Source organism: Nitrospira sp., from assembly GCA_029194665.1.
Taxonomy (GTDB): Bacteria; Nitrospirota; Nitrospiria; order Nitrospirales; family Nitrospiraceae; genus Nitrospira_D.
In genome coordinates, this window is record JARFXO010000009.1 from 45,778 (window position 1) to 71,579 (window position 25,802).

The following is a 25,802-nucleotide window of genomic DNA, read 5'->3' on the forward strand; positions in this document are numbered from 1 at the left end:
GGCTTCTCCTTTCTGGATAGGCAATTCTTCACCCCGTAACATCGGGAAAGGCTAGATTCGCCATGTCGTCCGACCTGAATCAAACTGTGGCGCAGCGATCGGCAGCGTAAAATAAAAACGAGACCCGATCCCTGGTTGGCTCTCAACCCAAATCGAACCATGGTGCATGGTGACCAGGGTCTTGGTGATGCAGAGGCCAAGTTGAGCGCCTTGCGCGGTCGGCATGGGCGACGGCACTCTGGAAAACTCATCAAAAATGTTTGGGAGATGGGATGAATCAATCCCGCAGCCGGTATCAGCAACGCACGTTTGTACGAGTCCTGGTGGAGATTCGCAAAACTCCACGGTTATTCGACCACCGGGAGCGGTGAACTTGATCGCATTCCCAAGGAGATTCACCAGAATCTGTTCCACCTTGTCGCGGTCGCCTTGCACGGGTGGAAGCGACTCGAGGGGGGGAATGTCGAGGGAAACATTCTTCTCTGCCGCAAGCATCTGGAGGCTGTCCACTGCGATCATCGCCATCCGGCGGACGCAGACTTCTTCCAGGCGAAGCTCGATTCGCTTGGTATCGAGGCGCGACCAATCGAGCAGTTGACTGATGATTCTTCCAAGCCGGGCGACGTTGCGTTGGATGCGGGTGAGATAGGTGCGTTGCAGGTCGGTGAGTGGACCCGTGACGCCGTCGAGCATGTTTTCTGCAAAGCTCCGAATCGCCGTCATAGGCGTCCCCAGCTCGTGTGAGACTACTGAGAGAAAGGTCGTTCGACGCCGGTCATGTTCCTGCAGCTGAGCATTGGCGCAGGACAGTTCTTCGGTCCGCTGCTGGATGCGATCTTCAAGATGCTGGGTCAGCTCGGTCAGATCGGAGTAGGCCTTGGCATTGTCGATGGCCGCCGCGACGTGGCTTGCAATAGTGAGCAAGATACTGAGATCTCCCTCACTGCATGGACGTGACCCTCGGTCAGCCAATAAAAATCCGAGAATCTTTGTACGGCTCTGGAGCGGCACGGCGACGAATGACCGTGCTCCGGACCGGCGCAGCAACTCAAGCAGCGGCGGAAATATACGCTGGGGGATGGCCTCGATGTCATGGATCAGCAACGGCTTGCTGTGAATGAGCAGATCCGCCGCGATGCCGCCATCGACGATGGGTAATTCAAGCCGGTAAGCGGCCTCCGTAAGTTCCTGTGAAACTCCGATGATCCGAGCGAAGGAGGCGCAGTTCTTTTCTGGGTAGTGAAGAATGACCGCCATTCGAGAAAATCCGAGATTCTCGACCAGCAACCGGAGCACTGTGTCAAGCAACTGACCCATGTCGAACATATTGGCGCGTGCGATTGCGGCACTGGCTTTATGCACCGTGGTTAAGTGCCTGACCTGCAGTCGGATGGTGTCGAGGTTTGCGGTGATCGCGTGATTCCTGTCCTGCAGACATTGTGTCATCACGCTGAATGCATGGGTCAATTGACCGACTTCATCATTGGTAGGTCGAGGGAGGGAAATGTGAACATCCTTTCCCTCTGCGAGTTTCCGCGCAGCACCGGCGAGACTTCGGAGTGGTGTCGTAATGCGAGATGTAAGAAAGTGCGCGCCGACGACGCCTGCGACAATGATGAGCAGCGTGAGAATCGAAACGTTACGAACGATGATCAACAGGGCTTGCTTGGCTTGGGCGTCGGTTATGCCGATACGCACCAGGCCGACCACCGGCGAGATTGTGGGTAGGAGAGTGGGGCCAATGATATCCTCCAATTCGACCGGAAGATGAGGCAGCGGTGGCTCGGATGGGGATTCTCGGAGGACCGGCATCGCAAAGTCGAACAGGGTTTCCGTCCGCACGAAAAACGGTAGGAGCCAATCAGAGGACTCATCCTGAGGGACCAACGTGTGTTCTGCAGATTGAAAAAATCTGGTAATGAGCGGAACGGTCAGCGGCGCCCGCAGCAGCGATTGTGATATCCGGTCGTCAGGGTAGAGCGGTTGTTCTACGGCCGGAGGTGACCCGTTCGACGACCTCCGAATGCGCTTGCTTTGTCGGTTCAGGATGCGGCCGTCGGAGCCGGTGATGACGACATACACGACGTGATCGATCGTCATCAGGCTCTGCATGAATTGACCAAGTGTGACCCGATCCTCAAGCACAACGCCGGCAAGGCGAAAGTGTTCGTTCTGTACGGTGTTGGTCAATAAGATGCTTCCGAGTTCCTCCAGATTGTCCGTCATGGCCTTGCGCCGGGCTTCGATAAAATACCAGCTTAATGACGAACAGGTCATGATGAGAATGAGGCTGAAAAACGCCATGAACTTCAAGCGGAGACCGAAGAGTCGAGCCCCAGACCCTGGTCCGGGACGTTGTCCTCTTAGGAGTCCTGAGCTATCCATGGGCCGACTCATCTAATAAGTTTCGTCGATAAGGCTGTCGAGCTCTCTTGGAATCGAGATGCCGAGATACCGCGCGGTCTTGACATTCACCGTGATCCTGACCCGCTGGACAGGAACGGGTTTGAGGGGAAGCCGTTCTTCCCTGTCCAAGATACGCTTGGCAAGGAGCCCGGTTTCTCGGCCTACTTCGTTGTAGCTGATCGACAAGCTGAGCAATGCGCCCAGGCGGGTAAACTCGGATGAAAAGCCGATGACGGGAACCTGTTTGGCCAACGCCGATTCGAGAATAAAGCGGATCGATTCATCGGTCAGCACCGTCGAATCCGGAATCAGCCATAAGGCTTCCGATTCGGACAGGAGCAGCCGCAGTTGCTGAGGGACTTCCTTCTCATGCTCGACCATGAATCCCCGCAACTGAACGTTATGGACAGAAGCCTGCGCCTCCGCGTCCTTGAAGCGGGAAGCAGACTTGCCGGGATCGTACAACATGCCGATCCGGCGAAGGGTGGGCAACAACGCGCGCATGACCTTCAACTGACGGTCCGTTGGAATTTCCAACAGGACGCCGGTCATATTGGCAGCGGTCAGATGATGTTTCAAGGGGTCGAGAACCATCATGTAGAGAATCGGGGTATCGACGATCTCCAACTTGACCGCCAGTGCCGCTTTGAGGCCGACGGCGACTACGAGGGAAGCGTCTGAGGCACGAATCTTTCTGACCAGCTGCTTGCCTTGCTCCAGATCTCCCCGTAGGTCGTACTCAATATAAGTGGCTCCGGTCGGCGCTGTCGCCTTGAAGCCTTCGACGGCATCGCTGTACGCCTTCAGGTCGGGCGATTTGAGAATAGCGATCTCAGTGCCGGCCGCCTCGGCCTGTACAGAGAGGAAATAGGAGAGAAGGATGAGCGCAAGGGACAGTCGCCGGATATGAGCAGAGCGCACCCATCTGTTTTCCCGATCTCTCAACGTATGAGCGATCATAAACATGCGATAGGGTGATAGGGCAGTGATCAAGGACCCCGCGACCAATCGGTGCGTTTATTTCAAGCAAACCCTGTGCCCTCGGTATTGTCGAGTCACCACGACCAGACGAAGAAGTTCATTCTGGCAGCCCATGTTCATTGTCCAACTTAGCCGGTCCAGAAACAAAAAGCCGGGTGGCGTGGTGGATCAAAACTGATTCAGCCTGAATCGAATTGGATTCTCCGACCGAATCGAATGGACGGCATCAATCCTTGCTCAGAATGGAGCAGGCCGGGAGGGGTCGTTCGCGAAGCGCTATTTTGCGTTGCCCTGAATAGCTTTCAGATCCCAGTCCGCCACCCCGTTGAGTCCGACCTGTCTTAGGAGAGCCGCCCTCAGTCTACGAAGCGACGGATCCTTTGGCTCTTTCTCAATCAACGAGCAGACACAGCCCATCGCATCGTACCAGAACCCGATGAGGGCATTGGTGCGCACGGTTTCACGATCACAGGTCAGGTTTACCGACGTGACCGTCAGACATTCATTGAAGTCGCATCGCTCGATCATTCCACCTGCGACGATATCCCTGGAGGGGGACTCGGGATTGGGGCTGGCCGACACAAACCAGCGGTACTGGACGTTAGGTTCAAGGGTAAGTCCCAGGCTTTTGAGATCGATGGATTGCACCCCCGCCTCGGTTGGAACCGGGAGGGAACCTTCATAGAGCGGGACGACTTTTTGGGTATCGTTCAGTGTGAACCGCAAGGGATAGGTCGTCGGTTTCGAGAGATACCAATTGAGCGTCGGCGTTCGCTTCACCGTCAAACCCACGTGGTCGGGAACCAAGGCGACGAGCTCCGGTTCACTCCCCTCCGTTCCCCGTAACGTGCCTCCGACTCGCGCGCGAGGAGTCGGTTTCTTTGGCGGTGTATAGATGAGGTCATCTGGTTGATCAGCCGTTGCCGCCGGCGCCTTCTCTGCGGCGTCCAGGACATGCGCGCCTGAGACAGTCAGGAGAAGGCTTAACCCTAGGATCAACATGTATTTCACGGCAATTCTCCTTCTAGCAGGATGATGAAAAACTCGGGTAATGCCAGGAATATGGCTGTAATTTTCCAATCGGTGCTAACGCTAGAATCAATTCAGGATGCTCAAAAAGGCCGTCCAGCAAGGCCGCAACGAGCGAAGAGGTGAGGCGTACGCTTCGGTACGTTGAGCCTCTGAGCGATGCGAGAACGCCGCTGGCGGACTTTTTCAGCATCCTGTTAGAGCCAATTATTGAGCAACAGGAAGGGCGACCAGTAGGCCGGGTGTTCATAAATCCTGTCGCTCAACAGCTTCAACTGCGCGCGCTGGAGCGCCACGGCTTTCGAGAGAGCCGGATTGCGCAGTTGGCGATAAAATTCAGAGATCAATGTCGCCGACGCTTCATCGTTGATGAACCACAGAGTGGCCAATGCGCTGCGGGCGCCGGCTTTCAGCGCGACACCGGCCAGGCCGAGGGCAGCGCGGTCGTCGCCGATGCCGGTCTGGCAGGCACTCAAGGTCAAGAGTTCAAGCGGCTCCTGCCGAAACCGAAAGAGGCCGATCAATTGATCGAGACCCTGCATCGTCATTTTCCCATCGAAGGTCAGGAGGAATGAGTCGTTTATGTCGGTCGAGAATTTGCCGTGCGTCGCGATATGCAGGCCTCCATATCCACCATCACGCAATTCCTGTTCCAGTCTGGATGATTGAAAGGCATTGTTCATCAGTTGATCGCCCTTATAGAGCCGTTGAATGGATTCGACCTCGTCCGCTACGTAGGGAAGGGGTGGAAACCCTTGCACGGACTTGGTGAGGCCGGCCGTGAGGAATCGGAGCTTGTCGCGGTTGAGTGGACGAGGGTCGGTCAAGGTCAAGCCGGGCGTCATGGCGAGCGCGAACTTGTTGATCAAGAATGATGAGCCGTCGTGGAGCGCCGCCAGCGGAATCGTCCGCAGGGCGCCGTCCGGCACAAACACCAAGGTCGTGATCTGCGGCTGCGAGAGGTCCGTTTCCAGCGGGCGAAGGAGCCAGTCGTATAACCGTTGGGCATGGGGCAGATATTCGCGGGTCGTGCGCTTTTCAACCAACCGACGGAATGTCCGAATTTCCTGAGTCAGCCGCTCCGCCGTCATGGGCACGGAGGTGCGCTTGAGGCCGGATGGCAGACTCACGAGCAGTTCGAGTCGGGAACTGAACATGATGGGATAGATGACGGCGGTGTCCGGCGATAAGCGATCGAACGTGGTCAGCCTCGACCGGACTGAATCGACGCAATCGTCCTTGAAATAGTCCCGTAGCTCAGCCGTCTTGTAGGCTTCAATCGCATCGCGAGCGCCGAACAAATCGCCCTCGGCTGCCTTGCCGTCGCCAGAACGCGATGCACGCTGCAGCAACAGGTCGGCCAGCTCAAAAAACAACGGCCTCACGGACTCATGACCGGTGTTCGCGTCCTCGGACGAGGCTTGCTCCACCTCGGCGCGGATCGGTTGGAGCGTCGATGCCGCTTGCCGGTATGAGGAGATGGCGTTGTCCAACTGCCCGATTGCAGCCAGCTGTCGGCCCAGCTGCCATTGCCAGCGATAGAGCGACTCGGATGCGTCCACCGATTGGGCCGCAAACAACGCCTTCCTGGTGAGTTGCAGCGCTTCGTCCATGCGAAATTCCGTCTCGTAGAGATGCCCGAGATAGCCGAGAGCATAGGACAGGGTTCTCTTGTCTCCCTGCCCCTCCGCGACCGTACCTGCTTCGTGAAGGACGCCCGCGGCTCGCAAGAGGAGAGGGTCACGATCATGTGGGAGTTGAGGGATGAGCCGCTGGTACATCAGCGCGATGCCGATCATACCTAGCGATTGGTTGCGCGATGGCCGAAGATCCTTGAGTTGCTGGAGTGCCGCGTCAAGAGCCATACGGCTGTTGGTTGGTTGCCCGAGGCGCAGCAGAGTCCGCGCGGCATTGGTGCGGGCTGTCACAGCAAGCAGCGGGAGCTTGGCCCTCTGAGCGTGGCTGACGCTTTCCTGAAAGGCTTCCAATGCCTCCTTGTCTTGCTGCTTCAAGGCGAACACCACTCCGAGGTCATTCAGGATGGTCGCCGTGAGCTGCGAGGAGCCTTGCTCCCGTGCTGATGCCGCCCCGCGCTCGAGATATTCCAATGCCTCGGTGAATCGCCGGAGCGTCAGGTAAGTCCTTCCTAGATGCCCGAGTACGGAAGCTTCCACGAGCGGATCGCCGTACTTGTCGGCGAGCGCAAGCGCCAGCTCCAGCGATTGGAGCGCTTGCTTCGATTGCCCTAAGCTCAATGAGGCTTGAGATGAGAGCACGAGCGCCTCAACCTGCGCAGAAGTATTCCCCTCGGCCTTGTAGCGATCGGCTGCTTGTTTCCAATGGACCAAGGCTTCGCCAAAGGCTCCCCGTTCAAACTCTCCCGCCCCTTGTTGCATCAGCGCGTCAGTGGAGGATGAGGTTTCATGCGATTCAGATCGCGTGACGAAACAACATAGAAGCGTTACGAATAAAAATAGAGTTCCGCGGAGCAGGAAACGAACCAATGGTCGATTGGAGGCCGACAGGGTGTGTAATGTGGACATGTCCTCTGTAACCGCTCGTATCAAAAAAGATTGACGACCATTCCAAGATGAACGCCATGATCTTGCAGGGTAGTTCCAGTGTCCCGCACGGGGCGGAGTCTCTGACCCCAATAGACTTCAAAAACGGCTCGCCCTTGCGCGAGGATATTCCAGCGGAGTCCCACTCCCACGCTGGCGAGCGTGTTGGGAAAGTCTGTGAACGGCGCGATGGGAGCGGGCCGGTTCTCCCCGAGACTCCATCCATGCGCCACATCGACGAATGGAGCCAGTTGCACTATCGGCTCGCCGCTCCGCCGGCGGATCAACGGAAATCGCGATTCAAGGGATGCAATGAACGCATTGTCACGTAGGATCGTCACTTCACGGTAGCCGCGCACGGTATAACGGCCGCCAAGCGCGACCTGCTCGAGAGGAAAGAGAGGAGAAGTCGTGAGTTGAAGATCCATGTGTCCCAGGAGTTGCATGCCGAATAACCGGTCGCCGTATTGTTTAATGGTCTGGACCTGTCCTAACCAAGAAAAAAACTGTCCGTCGGGCGTGGCGGGATTACTGTTGATCGTCGCACCGAGGACATTGAGGCCCACACTGAATCGCGAACGCACAGCTAGGACAGTGTCGAGCGTTCGATGGGTCCAATCCTGGGCGAACCGGAGCGCGGAGACGGTCGCTGTCCCGTTCTGGAAACCGGGGAAAGAATCAATGGGTTTGTCTCCAAAGATGAAGCTTTGCGTGAAGAGATGCTCGCCGATGATCGAGAGCGCCACCTCGTCCATCACCGTCCGATAGATCGGGTGGCGGAGGCTTATGCCGATGATTTCGGTGTCGGTATTGAGGTTGAATGGCTCGAGTGGTTCTTCGATCAGCTTGAAGTCGTAGCGCCGATAGTACGGCATGAAGCTCGTACCGTATCGGTTGAAGGGGAGGGCATATGAAGCATCAATAATCGGATGGGCTCCGGCTGAACCGCCGTAACTGACGCTGAGTGGATCTCCTCGACCGGTGAGGTTGTCATGGATGACTGTGCCGATTCCGCGGACCGGTCCGACCAGAGGGGTCTGGTAGTTGTTCACATCGAACGATGCATGAAACGGATTTCTGTCCGCCACTCGCACATTCAGCACACTCTCGCCACGTTCATCTCCGGGCCGGAGTTCCGCATTGATGCGTTCGATCCGACGATCCTGCTGTAAGAGTTGCAGCTGTTCTTGAAAGGGGGCGAGTAACAGGGGTGTGCGGCTGCCGAGCGACAGGCGATCGCGCAGGTACGATGAGCTGAACCAACGGTTGCCTTCGACATCGATGCGCGCCAGTTTCCCTTCTATGACTTGCACCTCTACGACTCCATCGACGACATCCTGATCAGGAATGATCGCCCCAGAGGTCAGGTAGCCCTTATTGACGTAGAGCAGCGTGAGCGCCAGCCTGAGCCGCTCGAGATCTTCAGTCATCAAGATCCGGTTCTTAAACAGGGCCGTCGTTTCCGCAATCTCGGCTGCCGAGAAGACGGTGTTGCCCGTCACGCGGACATCGCGCACAAACACCTTCACTGTTCCAGGTTGTTTAGGCACTTCTTCTTCGGATGGAGCGGGCGGGAGGATCGGCAGAACCTGACGCGGGGGTGGTAGAGGGCGTTGAAACTCTTCTTTCAACGGCCCAGGCGGCTGACCGGATCGACCTGTCGGGTCAATCGTAGCTGTCGGGTCAATCGTAGATTGAGCGAAGACTGATGTATCTACCAACGTGCTCATCATGGTGAGACCCATGGTCAACGAGATAAAGGTCTGACGGGCGAACAGAAAATTGACAGGCGCCGCTCCGCGAGTACCTGCTGTCACGATTCTTGACATGTGGGTCATGCATTGAAAATCACTTAAATGATGAGTCCGCGAAACACCACGCGCTCAACGGTAACACCGACAGCGGAAGCTATTGCCACGAGGTGGCGATGGCGGAGCATACGCTCAGTCATGATCGACATCCTCCAAGCCTGTTCATCGCAAAGGTTTCGGTCAAGAACCTCGGAGGCGCAATCTGCCGTAAAGATAAGGAGGGGAACTCTTCCGTCGGCTCATGACTTGCCCGTGGACCCTTGCTAGTCATCGTATCACCAGGGGGCGTAGCACCATGAGGTGCAGAGATCGATAGTGCTAATGGGCTGGAGAGCCATCCCCCCGGTTCTGCTGAAAGACTGTTCCGCCCTGCCACCGTGAAACTGCTGAACTGACCGTCGACCACCGCTGCGCAGCGCTGATGGAGGAGGGATGTGGCTTGCAGAGGTCGGTTGCCCAGGGGCTGGATCTTGCCGCCGGCTGGGGCATATGGAGCCTGAATCCTCACGGTGCCGTCTAATCCGAAGGGCGTAGAGGCATCAATGCGGCTGACTGAATCGGGCATGAGCATCTGTGTCGTAATCGTGATATCCCCGCCTTTTCCGCGTACCGCCTGTGCGAGGATTTGGCTGTTCTGAAGGACCACAATCTTTGGATCGATCGTGATATTGCCGCCGCTGCCGTGGCCACCGCGAACCGATGTGCTGATCTCGCCGTTCGCCAGGTGGATACGATCGATGGCTACGAGCTTGATGTCGCCACCCTTTTTTGCCTGAAGAGCTTCTGTGGTGATCTTGCTGTTTTGCACAAGGAGCTGCTGACCGGCATCAATGTCGATCTTGCCGGCATGTCCTGGACCAGTGCTGCTGGCAGAGACTGTCGCGCCGTCTTGGATCGTGACAGATTGGCCAGCTGTGAGAAAGATATTGCCACCAGCGCCTGAATTTGACGCTTGTCCAATCGTGCGACTGAAGATGCCGGAAGGTGTTCCGTCGATCGAGGTTCCGGAAAGGTTAATGGTGTTGGTTGATCGTATGTCGATGATGCCACCATGGCCTGAACTACTGGTACCGCTGTTAATCTGGGCCCCATGGGACATAAACAAAGAGCTAGTTCTAGTTGATGTAGAAACATCACCGGCGCTTCCACACGTTCCAGCGCAGGACTGTGAGGTGCCGATAGTCGAGGTGAAAATTCCGCTGGCGAGTTGATTACCAAGCCCAAAAATGCCTTCGGAGGGAGGATCAACTAATTGCCCGGCCATGGAAATGGTGCTGGCATTGATAATTACATTTCCTCCCTGCCCGCTCGTTCTGGTAGCGGTATTTATGCGAGCGCCTCCTGTGATCTCCAATCTGGAAGTATCGATAAAGACGTTGCCTCCGTTGCCACGGTTTCCGTTCAACCCAACCGAATTACTGAAAATGCCGGTTGTACCCGCGGTCGACGTTCCTACAAGGTTTAGTTGTTCCGTAGCTCTGACATGAATCGATCCGGCATTGCCGTTCCCTAGTGTCGTGGTTGTAATTGTGCTCCCTTCAGTAAGTTCTATGAATCGACCTGTAAGTAACACTCCTCCTCTCTCAACTTCAGGAGAACCGCGGAGGAAACTTTCCACGTGAGAGTCCAACATGGATACTTTGTCTCCACGAATCTCGATTGCCCCGCTACGTTCGAATCCGGTCGCCGAAACACTGGAAAACTCCAAACCGATTTGTCCTTGAGATGCCAATAGGATATCCCCGGCATTTCCCAATGCGCTATCCGACGTCAAATTGGAAAAATTTAGATTGATGCTATCCGTCCCTATAATTCTAATGTTCCCGGCAGATCCCAAGACAGATGCTTTGCTCAAGTTGGGATCTCCTGTATTGATATATGCGCTCTCGAACGTGACATTCGACGCCGTGATTGAAACGTTTCCACCCGGTTTATCTCCGGTGGTACCGCTGTCGATGAAGAACGTAGTACCTTCCGAATCTCCTGTGGCAGTAACTTCAGTTGCTATGACATTTACGTTGCCAGCTTTTCCGGCCCCCAACGTATGTGTATCGATTACCCTTAACGGCTCTGGGTTGGTAGCGGAAACGGTCAGCTTTCCGGACACGATTTCCACCGTGCCCGCATCACCTGCTCCAGTGCTTCTTGCGGTGATAGCTGAGCCGGTGGTAGCTGTTATAGAGAATTCATCGGCTGCCACAATATCGACGGCAATAGGAGCACCATGTCTGATTCCTGTGTCCGCAGAAATGGTGGCATTATCTAGTACAAGTTGTCCTGCACGGATGCGAACTGTACCGGCGGCGCCAGCATCATGGGAGACGCTTATGACGGACCCATCTACAAGAGAAACAGGGCCTAATTGTCCATTTATTGATGGTTGAAACATAGCAGCCGAAATCTCTCCAGTGGTAATACTAGCTATGTCAAATCGACCACTTGGCGCAGATAGCATTGCCGAATGTCGTACCCCTTGATTAGTTTCGGCTGCAGCGATTCGGATTTCTCCAGCAATGAGTGCAAGGGTTTGTCCGTCTGGTACTGAGAGCTGGCTCCCCTCAACGACAATGCCGCCAGTTGGACCCAGGAATCCAAAGGCAACAATAGGATAACTCGTCAAGATACTCGGCCGCGCTTCATCAGCGTAAAAGCGTGAGGCACTCGCACCGTCACCCATTTTAAGATAATCGGCCGTTGTCGCATAAAATGATCCGGATCCCCTTGGACCCTGGCTGGCTGCTCCTATATCCAGAGAAGCGGTCGGTCCAAAGAGAATTCCATTAGGGTTCAGCAAGAAGAGGTTGGCATTGCCAAAATCCGTCGTTCGTAAGGTGCCGTATATCTGCGACGGTTCACCACCAGTTACTCGACTGAGGATGTTCTCAACTGATGGAAAAGCTCCGTTCACCCTCATATTTTGGAAATTGGCAATGTCACCTGAACCAACGTTGAACTGATCAAAGCTGTGAAAGAGGTTCGATCCCACAAGAGTTCCTCCCGTGATGGTATGGATGTTGTGTGTGGGATGAGAGACATGAGTTCCCAGTGTTCCTACGTCAGTTGTAGGGGCTACAGTGGTGGTTACCTGAGCCTGAGTCTCCAGGAACATCATGAATATTGATGTGGCAGCCAAGCCGCAAACAATATGATAAGAGGGATTACGGGCAACGATTGGCTGAGCTCCGAATAAGACTCGCATACCTTCCGTCCTTGAGAAGTCTTAGAAAACTGAGAAAGAGGTTTCCACAACGCGATATCGGAAATGTTCTTATAGGATTATCTATTGGAGTATCCTTTCACTGACCCGGTGTTCTTTGTCTCACAAGGTAGGAGGACAGCCACAACTGCAACCCTCCGTGCTTGAATTATAGTGATTAATGCAAGACTGCATTCCGCCGGTGCAAGTTCCCGGAGTTGACTTGCATATGGTGCCACTCTTACAGGTCTTATTTGTTTGGGACATCCACCTTTGTGTTGCATCATCCCAGAATCCTGTAACGTTTGCATTGCCGTGAGGTTTTTTATTGCAGGCTCCCACCACACCACCATCTGGTTTGGTCGTCTCCTCGCTCGACCCCGCTCCACATGTATTGACTTTTATGTCGATGAAGGGTGTCTGACAGCCCTGGAGCGCAAACAGTACCAGTGCTAGGCCTAGGCCTGCATAGGCGCCACTCTCTCGCTTAAGCCCATCAATATTCTTCATTTCCCCCCCCCTCAGTAGTGGATGGATTGTCTCTTTGATCGTGACCGCGGTGGCGCATCATAGCGAGAGTCTTGAGCTTCACGCGAAAGTTCCTGAAAAACTTGTTTTGCTTGGAGAAAGGCCCCCTTTTTTAGTGTGCCGGGGCCATCCTCCAGAACCTTGATCATTGGGATGTCGGTGGTCATGTCTCCGAAGAAAGTCCGCGAGAGAGCAGGAATCCCAATGGCAATGCAGGAGCATCCTAAATCTGGATGTCTATACTTTGCCTCCATCCGTGCGGTAGTGAGCTGTTGCACGAGCTCAGGTGATTCCATTTGCGAAATTCGGAGATCTTTTCCAATTGCCACAACGGTAACGGATGATCGAACCTGCGGTAGCTCATGTTTCGTTGTGGAAATTGGGAAAATCCAACTATGAGTGTTTATTAGTAATTCTCTTAGTAATTCTCCTGTATCACTTTTTGGATTGTCCTGTTCACTGTATGCTCGCAATTGATCTAAACGAACATGGTAGATTGGGAATGGAACTTTTGGTCTTGCCCGACGAGCCTCTTCAACCGAAGCAAACCCCAACTCCGTTGCGTATGATTCTGCAGTGGATGGATCTAAACCTGATATTTTGAAATCAAACAGCCGAGAGAAAGCGTCTTCAATGAGCGACTCTACTTCGGCAGAAGCGGTGAGGTTGTCCAGGATGATATCACTCTGTTTTTCTGCGGATGACCCACCGGCAATCAAAATGATTGATAATGCAGCGATTATCACTGCGGCGTTGAGCTGTCTCCTAGTTCTTACACTCAAAATTCTCACAGCGGGCAATCTTCCCCTAGGCATACGTAATCCCAATCATGTTCGTGATTAACTCCTGCCGCAACCGCGCCGGTCATGAATTGATCGTAACTCCAACGCTTCTTCTTGTGTGATTGATGGTCGATGATCCAGAGATACATCCCTGACCCATTCGTGTCGTAATCGCTAACTACGTATGAATGTCCTCCGCCTCCTTCAAAAAGAAGCAGGAAGATGAAGGGCCCATTGTTGCAGAGCTGCCAGCTAATTTCGTCTGGCTCAAGAGGTCGTGTAATCACCTTGAATGGGAACTCATACGCCCAAAATACCGTTTCTGGTCTTCCATTCCGTGAGCACTTGTATTCCTCTCGCTCCGACCCGCTGCAGCAATCCTTGGGATCGTTTCCGGATGGAACCGTCGAGGCTATTTCGCACTGTTCGAGGCCCATATCATGGGCTTTCATAACCACCTGAGCGCTTGCGATCCAGCACCAGCTATCCGTTTCTTGCCAATTAACTTCACCTTTTCTTTTTGTCCCTGGGCATGAGGGATCAGTTGTATGAGCTATGAAACGGGGAGATTGTGATTGTTCTAAACGTACGGGTCTCGTCGGAAGTCTCTCTATGATTTCGGGAATGTTTTCGTCTTTGAGCCTTTCAACTCCGGAAAATACAGGTAATTGATGTACTTGAACGTGAATTCTTGTGCAGGCTACACAAGACAAGGCCACATAAAACGCCAAAGAGGACAAGACAAAATGTCGCATAGCACTCTCTCCCTGATCATCCGTTCTACATCAATAAATGGGGCCTATTCTTTTTGGTGCGCTTAGTATTTCTGTTCCATATTTTGCTCAATAATCCTTTAATGTGATTCCATTCCCCTTCACGCGGATCTGCCAGGATGCCCCGCTCGGAAGAGCGGGAAGGAATGGCAGCCCGTAGCGTAGCGGAGGAGAAAAAACCCCTCCTGGTTCAGAAAGCCCCGCCTGGAAGGGCGGGGTTCTTTACTGATTTCTAGAATCCTCCAAGTTTCATCCCCCGGGCTACGTAGTCCTGTTGCGTATTTTCCACAATAACCCTTTCGTAGGGAATCCATGCTCCTTCACTGCCTTCGACTGGTTTTGCTCAGCTCGCAGAAGCAAAGTGCACGCCACTGACGCAACAGCGAACGAAGCCTTCACGAAAATTCGCGCAAACGATTCACTGTCGCACTGATGAAGCGCTTCATCCCCGACCGGACTGTCTTCGTGTTTCAAGGGAAGAAGCTGTCGGTGAATCCAAAGAGATTCACTAGTGTATCTAAACTGATTCACCAAAGCTGGTGACGAAGGGATCTACCACATCATCCCTCGAAGGTCTTTGAGCAGCATGAAGCAATGGAGTGGATCGGTCGGAGAGGGGAGGAAATCAAAGCGATCATAAAAGTTTCTCGCGGCCTCAGCTTTGGCATGGACCACCAACGTACGAATTCCTGCAATGTCGGCCGCCTGTTGAGTCCGCAGCGACGCATTCTTTAATAACGCCGGACCGACTCCTTGTTTCTGCCAGTTCAGATCGACCGCCAGCCGGGCAAGTAGCATAATCGGAATGGAGTGCACGGCCAGCTCTTTCTTGACCCGTTCCGGGACGTGTTCTTGCTCTACTGAACCCACTGCGAGAGCGTGGTAGCCGATCACGGTCTCGCTGACCAGCCCCACATAGGTCTGCGATCCTCCGCCGCGTTGATTCTGCAGGGCGTGTTCTTGAAGGAAACGATTGAGGGCTTCCGGTCCACAGTCGAATGCCTCGACAGCATGATGCGGTTGAAGTGTTTCAATACGCCTCGTCAACGTTTGTTTCGAGAGTCGGAGGGAGGCGCGCTGTCAAAAAAGTCTGGTTCCGTTATGAGGCGCTGCATCCGAGGGAGGGGGCGTGTGGGAGCATCCAGTGCAGCCAAAAACGCCCTCCATTGGACTTGCTCAAAGGAAATCTTCGGCGATCGGCCAAGGCTTCGTCTGCTCGAGCCAGTGCGCTTTCAAGGACAAATGCACTTCTGACCTTCCCCCAGTTTCGTGGACACCTGGTTACGCGACGGCCATCCTCGATTCGTACTCGACCGAGGAGCGATAGCCGATAGTCGAGTGCCGACGCGTCCAATTGTAGAACACCTCGATGTATTTGAAGCTGTCCTGCGTGGCTTCGGCTCGTGTGGCCTAGTGCCGATGGGACACGAGCTCGCGCTTCAGTGTCCAGAAGAAGCTCTCAACGCGGGCGTTGTCCCAGCAATTGCCTTTGCGGCTCATGCTGGCCGTGATGCCAGCGGTGGTGAGCAGCTGCTGGGACTTCCCTGCGGCATACTGACTCCCGAGATCGGAGTGATGCAGCAGTCCGGCTTGGGGCTGGCGAGTGGTGATCGCCATGCGGAGGGCCTGTTCGGTAAAATCCCCGGTCAAGCGCGGGCCCATCGCCCAGCCAATGATTGCACGCGAGTAGAGATCCAGCAGCACGGCCAGATACAGCCAACCCTCCAGGGTCCAGACGTAGGTGATATCGCCTGCCCGGACCCGGTTGGGCTGCGACACCGTGAACTGGCGTTGAAGCGTGTTCGCCGCCACGGGCCAGCGGTGCGGCGAGTGCGTCGCGGCCCGCCATTTCTCCACGGTCTTGGCCCGGAGGCCATCGTGGCGCAGCAGTCGAGCCACGCGATTCTCCCCACCCCGGTGGCCTTGGGTGCGGAGCGCTCGCCAGATGCTCGGACTGCCATACGTCTGGCGACTGTCCTGATGGAGCACGCGGATGGTGGCGAGCAGCGTACGATTGGTGGTCGCCCGCCGACTTTCTGCACGTCCTCGCCACGCATAATACCCCGCGGAGGATCCCGCCAGCGCACGGCACATCAGGCGGATCGGATCGCGACGGTCGTGCTCCAGGATCACGCCGTATCTCATTGGGACTCCCTCGCGAAGAACGCCGCCGCACGTTTTAAAAAATCCCGCTCCAGCTTCAATACGGCATTTTCACGCCGCAGCTGGACCAGTTCCGCCTGCTCAGTCTGTAGGGATTGTCGGGTCTGTCCACGCTCCTCTGCCTGCTGCTGCCCCGCTCGCCACCGGTAGAGGAGATGATCGGCAATCCCCAGATCCCGCGCCACCTGGGTCACGGGATGCCCTGACTTCCGTACGAAGCGCACGGTTTCTTCTTTGAATACCGCCGTATACGACCATCGTGTCTTCGTGCTCATGCTGTCCTCCCATTTCCTCGTTCTCCCACTTATGGAAGTGTCTGTGAAATCGAGGGAAGGTCAGACCTGATGCATTTCAGCCATCACGGCCTCGCATCTGTTCCAAGTTAGGACTGCTGCCGTGGATTGAACCTGCAAGCAATCTCGAAGTCATGGTCATCTGGATACGCTCTTGCCATTTCATCAGCGATACGCGCTCGCTCACTGTGGCACTCCTGGGATGTGGGATAGGTCTGTAGCAGCGTCATCCTGCTGATTCCGGGCACAGTGTTCAGCAGAATGATGACCAATAGTCACATAGTGCCTTTCCTTCCGACAATCATCACGATCTGGGGACTGATCGGCCCTATGCTCTGCTCGAAAAGCAGCAAAAGACGAGCCACTGGGGTGATATCGAACGCACATCTCCACAGGAATACGTAAAACAGTCGAATTGTCGCGATGATAGGTCTTTTCCCCCTACAGGATTTCTATCGATGAGGTGAGATGCGGAGATCGACAGTGAACACAAAGAGATTCACTCTGAATCTGATTCGATTCACTGCGAGCAGGCTGAGTTGGGTTTATATGCCTTGACCCATGATGCCGAATATGAAGCCGCTGTCTATGAAGCGATTGCAAAGGAGATGTGGCCCACGTGTGTGCCTTCCGACATTGACATGTGTTGCACATGTGAGTAAGCTGAACGACATGCCCAAGATGATTCAACTTCGAAATGTTCCGGATCAACTCCATCGAAAGCTAAAAGCGCGTGCTGCTACCGAGGGGCAATCGCTCTCGGATTACCTCCTTGCGGAAATCCGTCGCGCCGCCGATCGACCGACTCTGACGGAGATGGCCGAACGTTTGCAACATCGGACAAAAACGACTCCAACACCCTCTCCCGAGGAAGCTGTTCGAGCTGAGCGAGACCGACATTGATCGTGCTCGATGCTTCGGCGATTCTCGAAGTGCTGTTGTCGACACCAGCTGCTCCTTCGGTGTACGGTCGTCTCTCTGTCAATGGAGAAACTCTTCATGCCCCGCACCTATTGGACCTAGAAATCCTCCAAGTGTTACGCCGATATTGCGCGACTGGTGAAATCACCGTAGACCGGGCGGAACAGGCTGTGGCCGACTATCTCGATCTTCCAATTACTCGATATGCCCATGATGTCTGTGTGCGCAGGGTTTGGGAACTCCGGCAAAATTTGACGGCTTATGATGGCGTTTATGTGGCTCTGGCTGAGGCGCTTTCGGCTCCGCTGATTACGCGCGATCGAAGATTAGCGGCGGCGTCTGGACATAGGGCTATTATCGAAGTGGTGTGAGAGAGCGTGTCGGTGATCCATGGTAGCGGTACTTGACGCTGGCGGACTTGCGCTTCAAACTAGCTCAGCACTCAGCACATTGAAGAGCGCGCCCGTAGCTCAGTCGGATAGAGCATCAGCCTTCTAAGCGGTTCCAAGCCTTCCCTCTATCTCCTTGTTCAATCTGTGAAAAACCGCTCCAGTAAAGGTGTTTCGTTGTTTTTTGGGTTCAGTTTGACTCAGTTCACTTGAGGGGAATTTGGGTCAATTTTGCTCTTCTATTAACACGCCCGTAACACGTAGGGTTTTTCTCTAGATATGTCGGATACGCACGACACGCCTTGACCCGTCGTGGGACGCGCTCGGCTCACCGTTCTCTGCCCCGGTTGCTCTTTCGCCTGTCTGGTCGGTTCCTGTGCCCACATGGGTAGTCACTCACCACCCCCTTCCTCTTCGAGTTCCGGATGTCCAGCGAAGAGTTCAGCTCCGCATTCTTGACCATAGGAGTTGCACCGCGGGCTTCGCTGGGGGCAGCCTGACCTCTGAGGCACCGCGTCCGGAGACGCCGTGCCAGGCGGAGTCCGGCACCGTCGTGTCGCGCGACGCGACTCAACCGTGCCAAGAGAACCACCATCGCCCATTGAGGGGTGTGGCACGCCCGTGGCAACCGCGCCATCGTGAACGATGTCACGCCTGCAGCCGGGCGTGGCTACAAACAGGGAGATTCAGTTGCGCCCCGGTGTCGGTGAGGGGCGCAACAATGTGTTGAAAAGAGTTGGCTACGCGAGTCTGGTGTCTGAGACCGTTCATGATCGTGACGGCTCTTCAGAGAGGATCGGGCGGGCAGAACTGATCGGGAGTAGAGATGCGTTTCACCGTGTTATTTCCCGCTCTTTCGCCGCCGTGAGGACGGCGTCCTTGACGTGGCCCGCGTCAGTCACGGAGGTCATGCTCTCGCTCATCATCTTCTCGTGGGCTCCCGCACTTGAATGCCTAACGCACAGGTGTGCTATATCAGACCTGTATGAAGCACCAAGGGCCGGTTGGAACAAGTCAGGAGATTCATTCATCACCCACTGGGCTCGCTGCGCTCGACCCGGCGCTCCGCCAGGCACTCATGCGAGTGAACCCGGAATACTTCGCCTGGTCCCTTGATGCGCAGGAACGCTACCGTGTCAGCATGCCTGAACAGGACGCGTTCCGTCTCCGTCAGGAGTTGGTCAAGGCGCTGTTTGGTATTCAGGCAAAAACTGACGAAGACCTTTCCGAGATCAGCGACCAATTCGGCGATGAGGAACATCTGGTGTTTAACCGGGCGCTGTTGCCTGCCGCTGGGGTAGGTGAGGATTTCTTCTTCCTGAATGAATACCTGGATGAGGGCAAGACTCTGCTCAATTTTGACACCCTCTATGAGTACGACTACGACGACCACTGTTTTCAAGAACAGGCGCGCAAGGAGCAAACCCCGGAGTACGTCGTCAAACCCTACCGTGGCGCGTTCTATTATTCTTGGGCACGCCTTTTTATCAATGGGGCCTTTCACTACGCCTCACTCTGCATGGCGGCCGGCTACGTCTACAGCCGCATCAAGGAGTTCGGACAGGAGAAGGTGTCCACGCTCATTCCACACCGCTACGTGAACGCCAAGGATCACGGTAAGCGCGAGGGCAAGGGGACGATCTTCAGCCAGCGGATCGATGCGGATGGAAAGGAAGCGCAGGCTGAGGAATTGCAACGGAGGTTCTGGGACTACCTGTCACAACGCTACGATGCCCTCTGCACTGAATTTAACGGTGAGGCCCGGAAGGCTGTCTACATGGAGGATCTCAGTCGTCACAACGACCCACACATGACGTTCATCTTTAGCGACAAGACCGCTTTACAAGCCGTGCGATTCCGGCACTTCATGCGCGACTGCCGTCCTCTCGCCGCCGATCGTGCGGAACTGGATGCGGTCATCAACCGTGAACGCCAGGCCCTCGACACCTACCTAGAGTCCACCTGCCTGGATATTTTGACCAACTTCGATCCCAAGGTCGCCCCATTCCGCAAGAAGAACAAGATCATCATCGCTGACGGTGCACTCAACGAGCTGTTGTGATCCGTCCACGCCTTGTTCTCTCGAATAAATGGAATTTTAGTTATTGCGGTACGATGGAGATGTTCGTTGAGCCAACTGGCCAGCTGGCATTGAACGGCACGCCTCCCACGAGAACGCTCAACTAGCGTGGGTGTGTGGGCTAGGAGCTCTGTTTCATGCTCTCTCGATCCCACGGAGAATGAAAACGCGAATGAGGGCTTTATAGGAAATGCTTTGCTGGTCTGCCAGCACTTTCAGTTCTTGGAGGATGCGCTCGTCGAGGGCTACGTTCGTCGGTTTCTTCCGTGCCGTTTTGTATCGTCGCATGACCACGGCGGTAGAGTAGATGGTCTGCGGCGCTGAGGCCTCTAGAGACTTGCACCACTGACTGTGCCAAGCGGAGTACCAATCGGACAGTCTGCTCCTCTCTTATGCAGGTGTCTCTGAAATCGGGGGAAGGTCAGACATTTTCCCGTTTCACACGGGGTCAGTTGCACGCATTGACATTTGCCTATACAAGTGTATACATTGCGAGGTATGATGACAGTGCATGCGAACGGCTTTGACTGGGATCAGGGCAATCGTACCAAATGCGAGAAGCATGGCCTTTCCGTGGCGACGATTGAAGGTCTTTTTGCCCGACCGTTGGCTGTACTGCCGGACGAGGCCCACTCACAGCGCGAGAAACGCTTTTGCGCCATAGGCCACACTGACAAAGGACGCAGTGTGTTCATGGTGTTCACGTTTCGCAAGAAAGGGGACGACGTATTGATCCGGCCCATCAGCGCTCGATACATGCACAAGAAGGAGGTCGACGCGTATGAAAAAGAAAATCCCAACCTTTAAGAGCGACCGCGCGGCGGCGGCGTTCGTCGAAAAGGCTGACCTCACGCAGTATGACTTGTCGGGGGCGCAGTTGACCCGCTTTGAGATCAAACCGAAGGACAAGTCCATCAACCTGCGCCTGTCCGAGGAACTGTATGAGGCTGTCCGCAAACGCGCCGCGCGTGCCGGTGTTCCCTATCAACGGTTTATTCGTCTCGCACTTGAACAGGCTGTTGCTCCGAAGTAGTTGGAGGAGCGCCTCGGATTCACTGCTCTACAGTTCGCGGCGTTTCATAAAGAGTCAGTATGAAACCCGCACCACAGCGGACGGTGTCACGGGTGCAGTCGTGCGTGGCCACAGACTCGGAAGGTCTGTTGCGCCCCCGCGTGAGTGAGGGGCGCAACACGGTGTTGAGAAGAGGTTGGTGTGTGAGTCCGGTGTCTGTGTCCGTTCATGGTCGGCTCGGCTCTTCGAGGGTGACCGATGGGCAGAATGAGGGACACCATCTCGAGGGCGAGGAACCGCCGGTGACGCGACGTGGTGCAACTCCTCTTGTATGGTGTGAATCAACGCCTGTGGCATGGCAACGTCGAGGCGGGGTTGGAGGATTGGGAACGCTTGTCGTTCGACCTTGATCTCGGCCATTAATCAAGTGGTCAGCACACGCTTCGTTAAAAATAAAAGATGCCGTGCGTACCACAGAGAATCATCTTTCATGAGCACGACACATGGCGTACAACGAGAGCATGAGTAAAGCTGGACAGATGTCTATGTCTAACCGCATCAACACTCGTATTGATACTGGCCTGAAGAAGAAGGCCGTGAAAATCTTTGAGCGACTCGGCCTGACTGAAGCCGAAGCCATCCGTCTTTTTTATGCCCAGGTTGAACTTCACCAGGGGATTCCCTTTCCTCTCATGATCCCCAACCCGCACACGCTGGAGGCTTTTGAAGAAGCAAAGCATCCCAAGAAACTCCCCTCGTTCAAAAACTTTCATGCACTCAGAAGCCGCACGGGCACGTAAGCCTTGCTTCACATTCCAACCAGACTGGCTTCTCATCTACAGAATTCAAGCCGCGGTCCTCATTCTCGAACGGACAGGCACGCACGCCGACCTGTTTGACTGACGTTGAGTGCGAACACGATCAGGAGCTGTATCAATGGACGGTTAGGTGTTTCTCGCGACATGGCGGTTTGTCTACCCAAAGCCTCTACAAACAGCCCTGGCTTCTGGTTTGCCTTTCCATCTCGATTACGGCTCGCCCACGCGACGAAGCATGTAGAGCACCTCAAAGATTTCACGCCTCCTGTCTCATGGCAGCTCCCCTGCGGCCTCGCAGGCCGTTCGGTCTTCCCCTGCGTTCAGCGCCAATCTGGATGGGTGCGTCGTTGCCTGCTGGCCGACAAACGCCTCAAGGTCAAGACTGTCTCGGAGCCGATCCGTTGATTAGCCTTCACCTCGACAAGCGGGCGAACTCTGTCGACATGTGAGAACAGAACCCTCTCGCCTCGTCCGTTGAATCTGCTCTGTTATGCCGTGCTGGTGATGAGCGGGGACCAGCTTGTGGTTTCAGGGCCGGTGCCTGTGCGCATCTGGCCGCCGCCCTGGCTTTTCACCGGCGGGCTGCGTCGATCATGCCCGCGCGCCGCCTCTGAGGCGGCTCCTTTCCGCGGGCATTCCTCCGCATCGCGCCCGCCGGCCCGCCAGGTGGCGGCGTCCTCTCTGTCTCCTTTGTCGTCGCTGTGTGGCCTCCACGCCTGGTGAGAGGCCAACACATCAACTCTAACTAAAGGAGACAACAACATGGCACCTCAAGAACAAACACCAAAACCCAAGCCGGTCACCACGCTTCGATGCAGCAGCATCAAGGCGAGCATCTGGAAGAACGAGGGCATGAAAGGCCCGTTCTACAACGTGACCGTGGCCCGCTCGTACAAGGCGTCCGATGGGACCGTGAAGGATTCGGAATCCTTCGGCCTGGCGGACCTTGACGCGCTCGTGGTTGTCGCCCAACAGGCGAAGGTCTGGATCGCGGAGCGGTCGGGTCGCTGACCGCAAACTGGAAGCCTCCGGCCCTCGCGCCGGGGGCTTCCTACATCCGAAGAAAGGAAATAAGACGATGAAAAGCTATCAGGAATTTGCCACGCATCTCGATCACCTGCTTGGCGGTGTCCAGGCCGTCCGCATCACGGTCCCGGGCTTCATGCCACTGTCGGTTGAAAAGATTGGATCCAGTGAAGACGGACACCGATTTGTGTCCCTTTGTCAGTATAGTGAACAGAACGGCGACCTCATGCGTGATCCCGATCTGGTGTTCATGGTCACTGATCTGCCCGACGGCGCCGCAGCCGAACCGGTGTCCTTTCGGAACGACTACCTGGGGATCTTTCAGGAAGTCTATCGGTATGACGAAGTGGGCAGGCGCACTCATGTCCTGCCTTCGCTGAAACAGGACTTGCAGGAGTTTGGCCGAGCTTGGTTTGCCACGCTCCGAGATCAAGGCTTTTTTGCCCCTACAGCGGTTCGAGAGATCCTGTCTCTGTAATTTCGTCGATCCATTCACGGGGCATGATCTCATCACATCATGCCCCCTTTCCTGCTTAGACATATCAGGATCCTGAAGCCGTCATGGTGTATAGAGCGCTCGATCAGGTAGACAAGCCGGTGCCCGAATTCCTGGGGCTCGGGGGGGTGGGGAATGGGTGTTCTGTTTTCAGCCTTTCCGTCGTTTTCAGGGAGCCTGCTCCTCTGACTGACTAAAGCAGGAGAATACCCGACGTTTAAAAAAGGCGCCTTTGCCGTCCTCCGGGCGGTATCGGGGATGATCCTATCCTGGTCGGTTGGGGGTATGGCTGAAGGGGGATTGGGGCCGCTTTCGGAGATGACAGTAGGGGATACCATAGGGGGTTTTTGAGAGGTTGCAGGATATGGCTATGAGCCCCAGTTGTCTTACATCTTGATGTTGATGTATGCTCGCGCCCCATGCCCGCTGCCTCTCCAGAAAAGCGGACCACGACGATTACCGTGGATCTCGGTGAGCTGAAAGCTCCCTGGCAGGCTTGGTGTCAGCAGCAGGGTGTCACCCCGAGTCATGCCCTGCGACAGGTCCTGCGGCAGGCTCTCGCCAAGACGCCGCGTCCCCCGTTGGCGCCTCGGCTACACGTCACTCGGCGAAGAGAACGAGCCACCGCCCGCATTAAACTGAATGTGACACCGTCCGAACTCGCCGCGCTGCGCACCTGTGCCCGGCACGAGGGCTATCAGCCGACGGCCTGGGTGGTCGCGATGATTCGTACCAAGTTGACCGGGCAGCCGCAGGTCGGACAGCCGGAATTGGAGACCTTGGCCCGGTCGAATCAGCAACTGCTTGCCTTGGGCAGGAACTTGAACCAGATTGCGAAAGTCTTGAATACCACGCCTCAGAACCGGACCGCCTTTCGGGTCGAGGTCATCACCGAACTCTCTCGCGTGATTCAGACCCATACCAAGAAGGTGTCCAATGTCTTACGCGGGACCGTGGAGCGCTGGCACATCCAATGAGTTCGACAGGCAGCCAGATTGACCAGAAATTGGATGAGTGGGGGAGTTGGCTCTTCAATGTCTCAACGGAGACCCTCCCACGACCGAGGTCTAGCAGGAGTGTTCGTCTGAGTTCCGCCAAGCGCGTGAGTACCGGCGGACGGCTGAGCACGTCACAGGCTCGGGCGACCTATGTGCGGCAGAAATTACAAGCCATGGTCCGCCGGGCCCCGCAAGTGGTGGTGAAACTCGTCAGGGCGCCGAAAGGGATGAAGGGGATCTCGAACAACCTCACGTACGTTTCGCGGGATGGCTTCCTCGAGATCGAGGATCAGGACGGTCAGGTGATTCAGGGGAAAGACGCCGTGGCCGATCTAAAAGCCGAATGGCGCGATGGCGGGATGCCGATCGCGGCGGACTCGACCATGCGTGATGCCTTTCATCTCGTCCTCTCCATGCCGACACGCACCGACCCACTATCGGTCCAACGGGCTGCCCGTGACTTCGCGAAACGGGAGTTTTCAGGGTTTCAGTACGTGATGGTGCTCCATACGTTCGAAACCGATCCGGATCCGCATCCTTCTCCGCATCCACATGTCCACCTGACGGTCAAAGCGGCGGGCCTCGATGGGATGCGTTTGAATCCAAGAAAGGCCGATCTGCAACGCTGGCGGGAGGGGTTTGCGGAGGCCTTACGGGAGCATGGCATTGAGGCCACTACCACGAGCCGGATTCACCGCACGACGCATGAACGTTGGACCGTGCGGCATCTGCCTGAACCGAGCAGCAAAGGGCAGACGCTGGAGAGGTTGAAACGCTTCACGCGCCGACATGGTCGAGCCCAGGAGGTCATGCGGAATTATGAGCAGGTGATGCGGACGTTAGCCCGGTCAGATCGTGGGGAGGATCGGCAACTAGCGGCGGACCTGGGGCGCTATCTCGGAGGACCAGCCAGGACTCCGGAGTCTGAGCGGGACCGAAGGAAAGATCGTGAACGATGAGACGTTCTGCCATTGACGCAACAACGAGACAACGGTAAAGACGATCGACCACGGCGTTTGCACTCCTCTATGATGAGAATCCAACGTGAGTCCAGATGATGATGCGGAAGCAGTACGACGCGATGACGGAGGTCTATGTAGAGGAAGTGCAATGCCTGTTAGAGGGACTGAAAGTCGCGGTCACGCGAATCTGATCCAACGCTTAAGAGACTTCGCGTAGCCGCACCTGGCATGTTCATTGTGGAGTTTTTATTGGATGCAGTCAATGGGCGGAGCGTCAGGTACAGCGTTGGGGCGGGGGGGTAGCACCGTCTTCCCATGGCTTCAATCTAAGTAAGGACGTCATGCAGGTCTCTATAAAGACCACGTGATCAGTAGTCTCATAGTCGCAACTCGTTGAAACGATAACGGCTATGGCGTATTGTTCGCGAACGGCAGCGCCGTCTTGGTCGCATAAGAACTGGTAGATCTGGCTCTCATGCGGATCGACTTAAAGATAGTTGAGCCGACGCTTCGCGACGCCTTATGGGGCGAGTCTATAAACGACGATGTTCTCCGGTATTCGATCTGAGCAGCCGTG

The 25,802-nt window shown here is 55.5% G+C and carries 21 protein-coding genes; 10 read left to right on the forward strand and 11 right to left on the reverse strand.

What is annotated here, in order from left to right; all coding sequences use genetic code 11:
• Nucleotides 1–51: 51 nt before the first annotated feature.
• From P0119_22110 to P0119_22160, 11 genes are all read right to left on the reverse strand, one after another.
• Nucleotides 52–2,385: an ATP-binding protein gene (locus tag P0119_22110; GenBank protein MDF0668755.1), complete on the reverse strand. Its 2,334-nt coding sequence runs from the start codon at nucleotides 2,383–2,385 to the stop codon at nucleotides 52–54.
• A 12-nt stretch (nucleotides 2,386–2,397) separates the two neighbouring features.
• Entirely contained in the window at nucleotides 2,398–3,327 is a 930-nt protein-coding gene (locus P0119_22115; GenBank protein ID MDF0668756.1) for an ABC transporter substrate-binding protein, read from the reverse strand.
• Nucleotides 3,328–3,663: 336 nt separating this feature from the next.
• Nucleotides 3,664–4,389, reverse strand: coding sequence for a DUF928 domain-containing protein (locus P0119_22120; protein ID MDF0668757.1), 726 nt, complete (start codon nucleotides 4,387–4,389; stop codon nucleotides 3,664–3,666).
• A gap of 224 nt (nucleotides 4,390–4,613) precedes the next feature.
• Entirely contained in the window at nucleotides 4,614–6,812 is a 2,199-nt protein-coding gene (locus P0119_22125) for a CHAT domain-containing protein (GenBank protein ID MDF0668758.1), read from the reverse strand.
• 167 nt (nucleotides 6,813–6,979) lie between these two features.
• On the reverse strand, nucleotides 6,980–8,806 hold the full coding sequence (locus tag P0119_22130) for a ShlB/FhaC/HecB family hemolysin secretion/activation protein (protein ID MDF0668759.1): 1,827 nt from the start codon (nucleotides 8,804–8,806) through the stop codon (nucleotides 6,980–6,982).
• Between the two features lie 118 nt (nucleotides 8,807–8,924).
• Nucleotides 8,925–11,897, reverse strand: a complete 2,973-nt coding sequence (locus tag P0119_22135) for a filamentous hemagglutinin N-terminal domain-containing protein (protein MDF0668760.1) — start codon at nucleotides 11,895–11,897, stop codon at nucleotides 8,925–8,927.
• Between the two features lie 608 nt (nucleotides 11,898–12,505).
• Nucleotides 12,506–13,303, reverse strand: coding sequence for a hypothetical protein (locus P0119_22140; protein ID MDF0668761.1), 798 nt, complete (start codon nucleotides 13,301–13,303; stop codon nucleotides 12,506–12,508).
• Nucleotides 13,300–14,049 carry a hypothetical protein gene (locus P0119_22145; protein MDF0668762.1) on the reverse strand — a complete coding sequence of 250 codons (750 nt, stop codon included), beginning with the start codon at nucleotides 14,047–14,049 and terminating at the stop codon, nucleotides 13,300–13,302. The genes P0119_22140 and P0119_22145 overlap by 4 nt, the downstream gene beginning before the upstream one ends.
• Before the next feature lie 570 nt (nucleotides 14,050–14,619).
• The gene (locus P0119_22150; GenBank protein MDF0668763.1) at nucleotides 14,620–15,114 is read right to left on the reverse strand and encodes a GNAT family N-acetyltransferase; all 495 of its coding nucleotides are present in this window, start codon (nucleotides 15,112–15,114) and stop codon (nucleotides 14,620–14,622) included.
• 363 nt (nucleotides 15,115–15,477) lie between these two features.
• Nucleotides 15,478–16,212 (reverse strand): IS3 family transposase, encoded by a 735-nt coding sequence (locus P0119_22155; GenBank protein ID MDF0668764.1) that lies wholly within the window; start codon nucleotides 16,210–16,212, stop codon nucleotides 15,478–15,480.
• Nucleotides 16,209–16,505: a transposase gene (locus tag P0119_22160; protein MDF0668765.1), complete on the reverse strand. Its 297-nt coding sequence runs from the start codon at nucleotides 16,503–16,505 to the stop codon at nucleotides 16,209–16,211. Before P0119_22160 ends, P0119_22155 begins: the two co-directional genes overlap by 4 nt.
• A 672-nt stretch (nucleotides 16,506–17,177) precedes the next feature.
• Between P0119_22160 and P0119_22165 the strand changes: the two genes are divergently transcribed.
• The 10 genes from P0119_22165 to P0119_22210 all read left to right on the forward strand — a co-directional run bounded on the left by P0119_22165 (nucleotide 17,178) and on the right by P0119_22210 (nucleotide 25,222).
• Nucleotides 17,178–17,426, forward strand: coding sequence for a hypothetical protein (locus tag P0119_22165; protein ID MDF0668766.1), 249 nt, complete (start codon nucleotides 17,178–17,180; stop codon nucleotides 17,424–17,426).
• A 2-nt stretch (nucleotides 17,427–17,428) separates the two neighbouring features.
• The gene (locus tag P0119_22170) at nucleotides 17,429–17,815 is read left to right on the forward strand and encodes a type II toxin-antitoxin system VapC family toxin (GenBank protein ID MDF0668767.1); all 387 of its coding nucleotides are present in this window, start codon (nucleotides 17,429–17,431) and stop codon (nucleotides 17,813–17,815) included.
• Between the two features lie 1,102 nt (nucleotides 17,816–18,917).
• Nucleotides 18,918–19,895, forward strand: coding sequence for a hypothetical protein (locus P0119_22175; protein MDF0668768.1), 978 nt, complete (start codon nucleotides 18,918–18,920; stop codon nucleotides 19,893–19,895).
• Nucleotides 19,896–20,411: 516 nt separating this feature from the next.
• Nucleotides 20,412–20,720: a BrnT family toxin gene (locus P0119_22180; GenBank protein ID MDF0668769.1), complete on the forward strand. Its 309-nt coding sequence runs from the start codon at nucleotides 20,412–20,414 to the stop codon at nucleotides 20,718–20,720.
• Nucleotides 20,695–20,946, forward strand: coding sequence for a BrnA antitoxin family protein (locus P0119_22185; GenBank protein ID MDF0668770.1), 252 nt, complete (start codon nucleotides 20,695–20,697; stop codon nucleotides 20,944–20,946). The genes P0119_22180 and P0119_22185 overlap by 26 nt, the downstream gene beginning before the upstream one ends.
• Before the next feature lie 482 nt (nucleotides 20,947–21,428).
• The gene (locus P0119_22190; protein ID MDF0668771.1) at nucleotides 21,429–21,725 is read left to right on the forward strand and encodes a type II toxin-antitoxin system RelB/DinJ family antitoxin; all 297 of its coding nucleotides are present in this window, start codon (nucleotides 21,429–21,431) and stop codon (nucleotides 21,723–21,725) included.
• 780 nt (nucleotides 21,726–22,505) lie between these two features.
• Entirely contained in the window at nucleotides 22,506–22,754 is a 249-nt protein-coding gene (locus tag P0119_22195; GenBank protein MDF0668772.1) for a hypothetical protein, read from the forward strand.
• Nucleotides 22,755–22,821: 67 nt separating this feature from the next.
• Nucleotides 22,822–23,247 carry a hypothetical protein gene (locus P0119_22200; protein MDF0668773.1) on the forward strand — a complete coding sequence of 142 codons (426 nt, stop codon included), beginning with the start codon at nucleotides 22,822–22,824 and terminating at the stop codon, nucleotides 23,245–23,247.
• A gap of 437 nt (nucleotides 23,248–23,684) precedes the next feature.
• Complete coding sequence (locus tag P0119_22205) at nucleotides 23,685–24,242, forward strand: hypothetical protein (protein ID MDF0668774.1); 558 nt, start codon at nucleotides 23,685–23,687, stop codon at nucleotides 24,240–24,242.
• On the forward strand, nucleotides 24,239–25,222 hold the full coding sequence (locus P0119_22210) for a relaxase/mobilization nuclease domain-containing protein (GenBank protein ID MDF0668775.1): 984 nt from the start codon (nucleotides 24,239–24,241) through the stop codon (nucleotides 25,220–25,222). Before P0119_22205 ends, P0119_22210 begins: the two co-directional genes overlap by 4 nt.
• Nucleotides 25,223–25,802 lie beyond the last annotated feature (580 nt).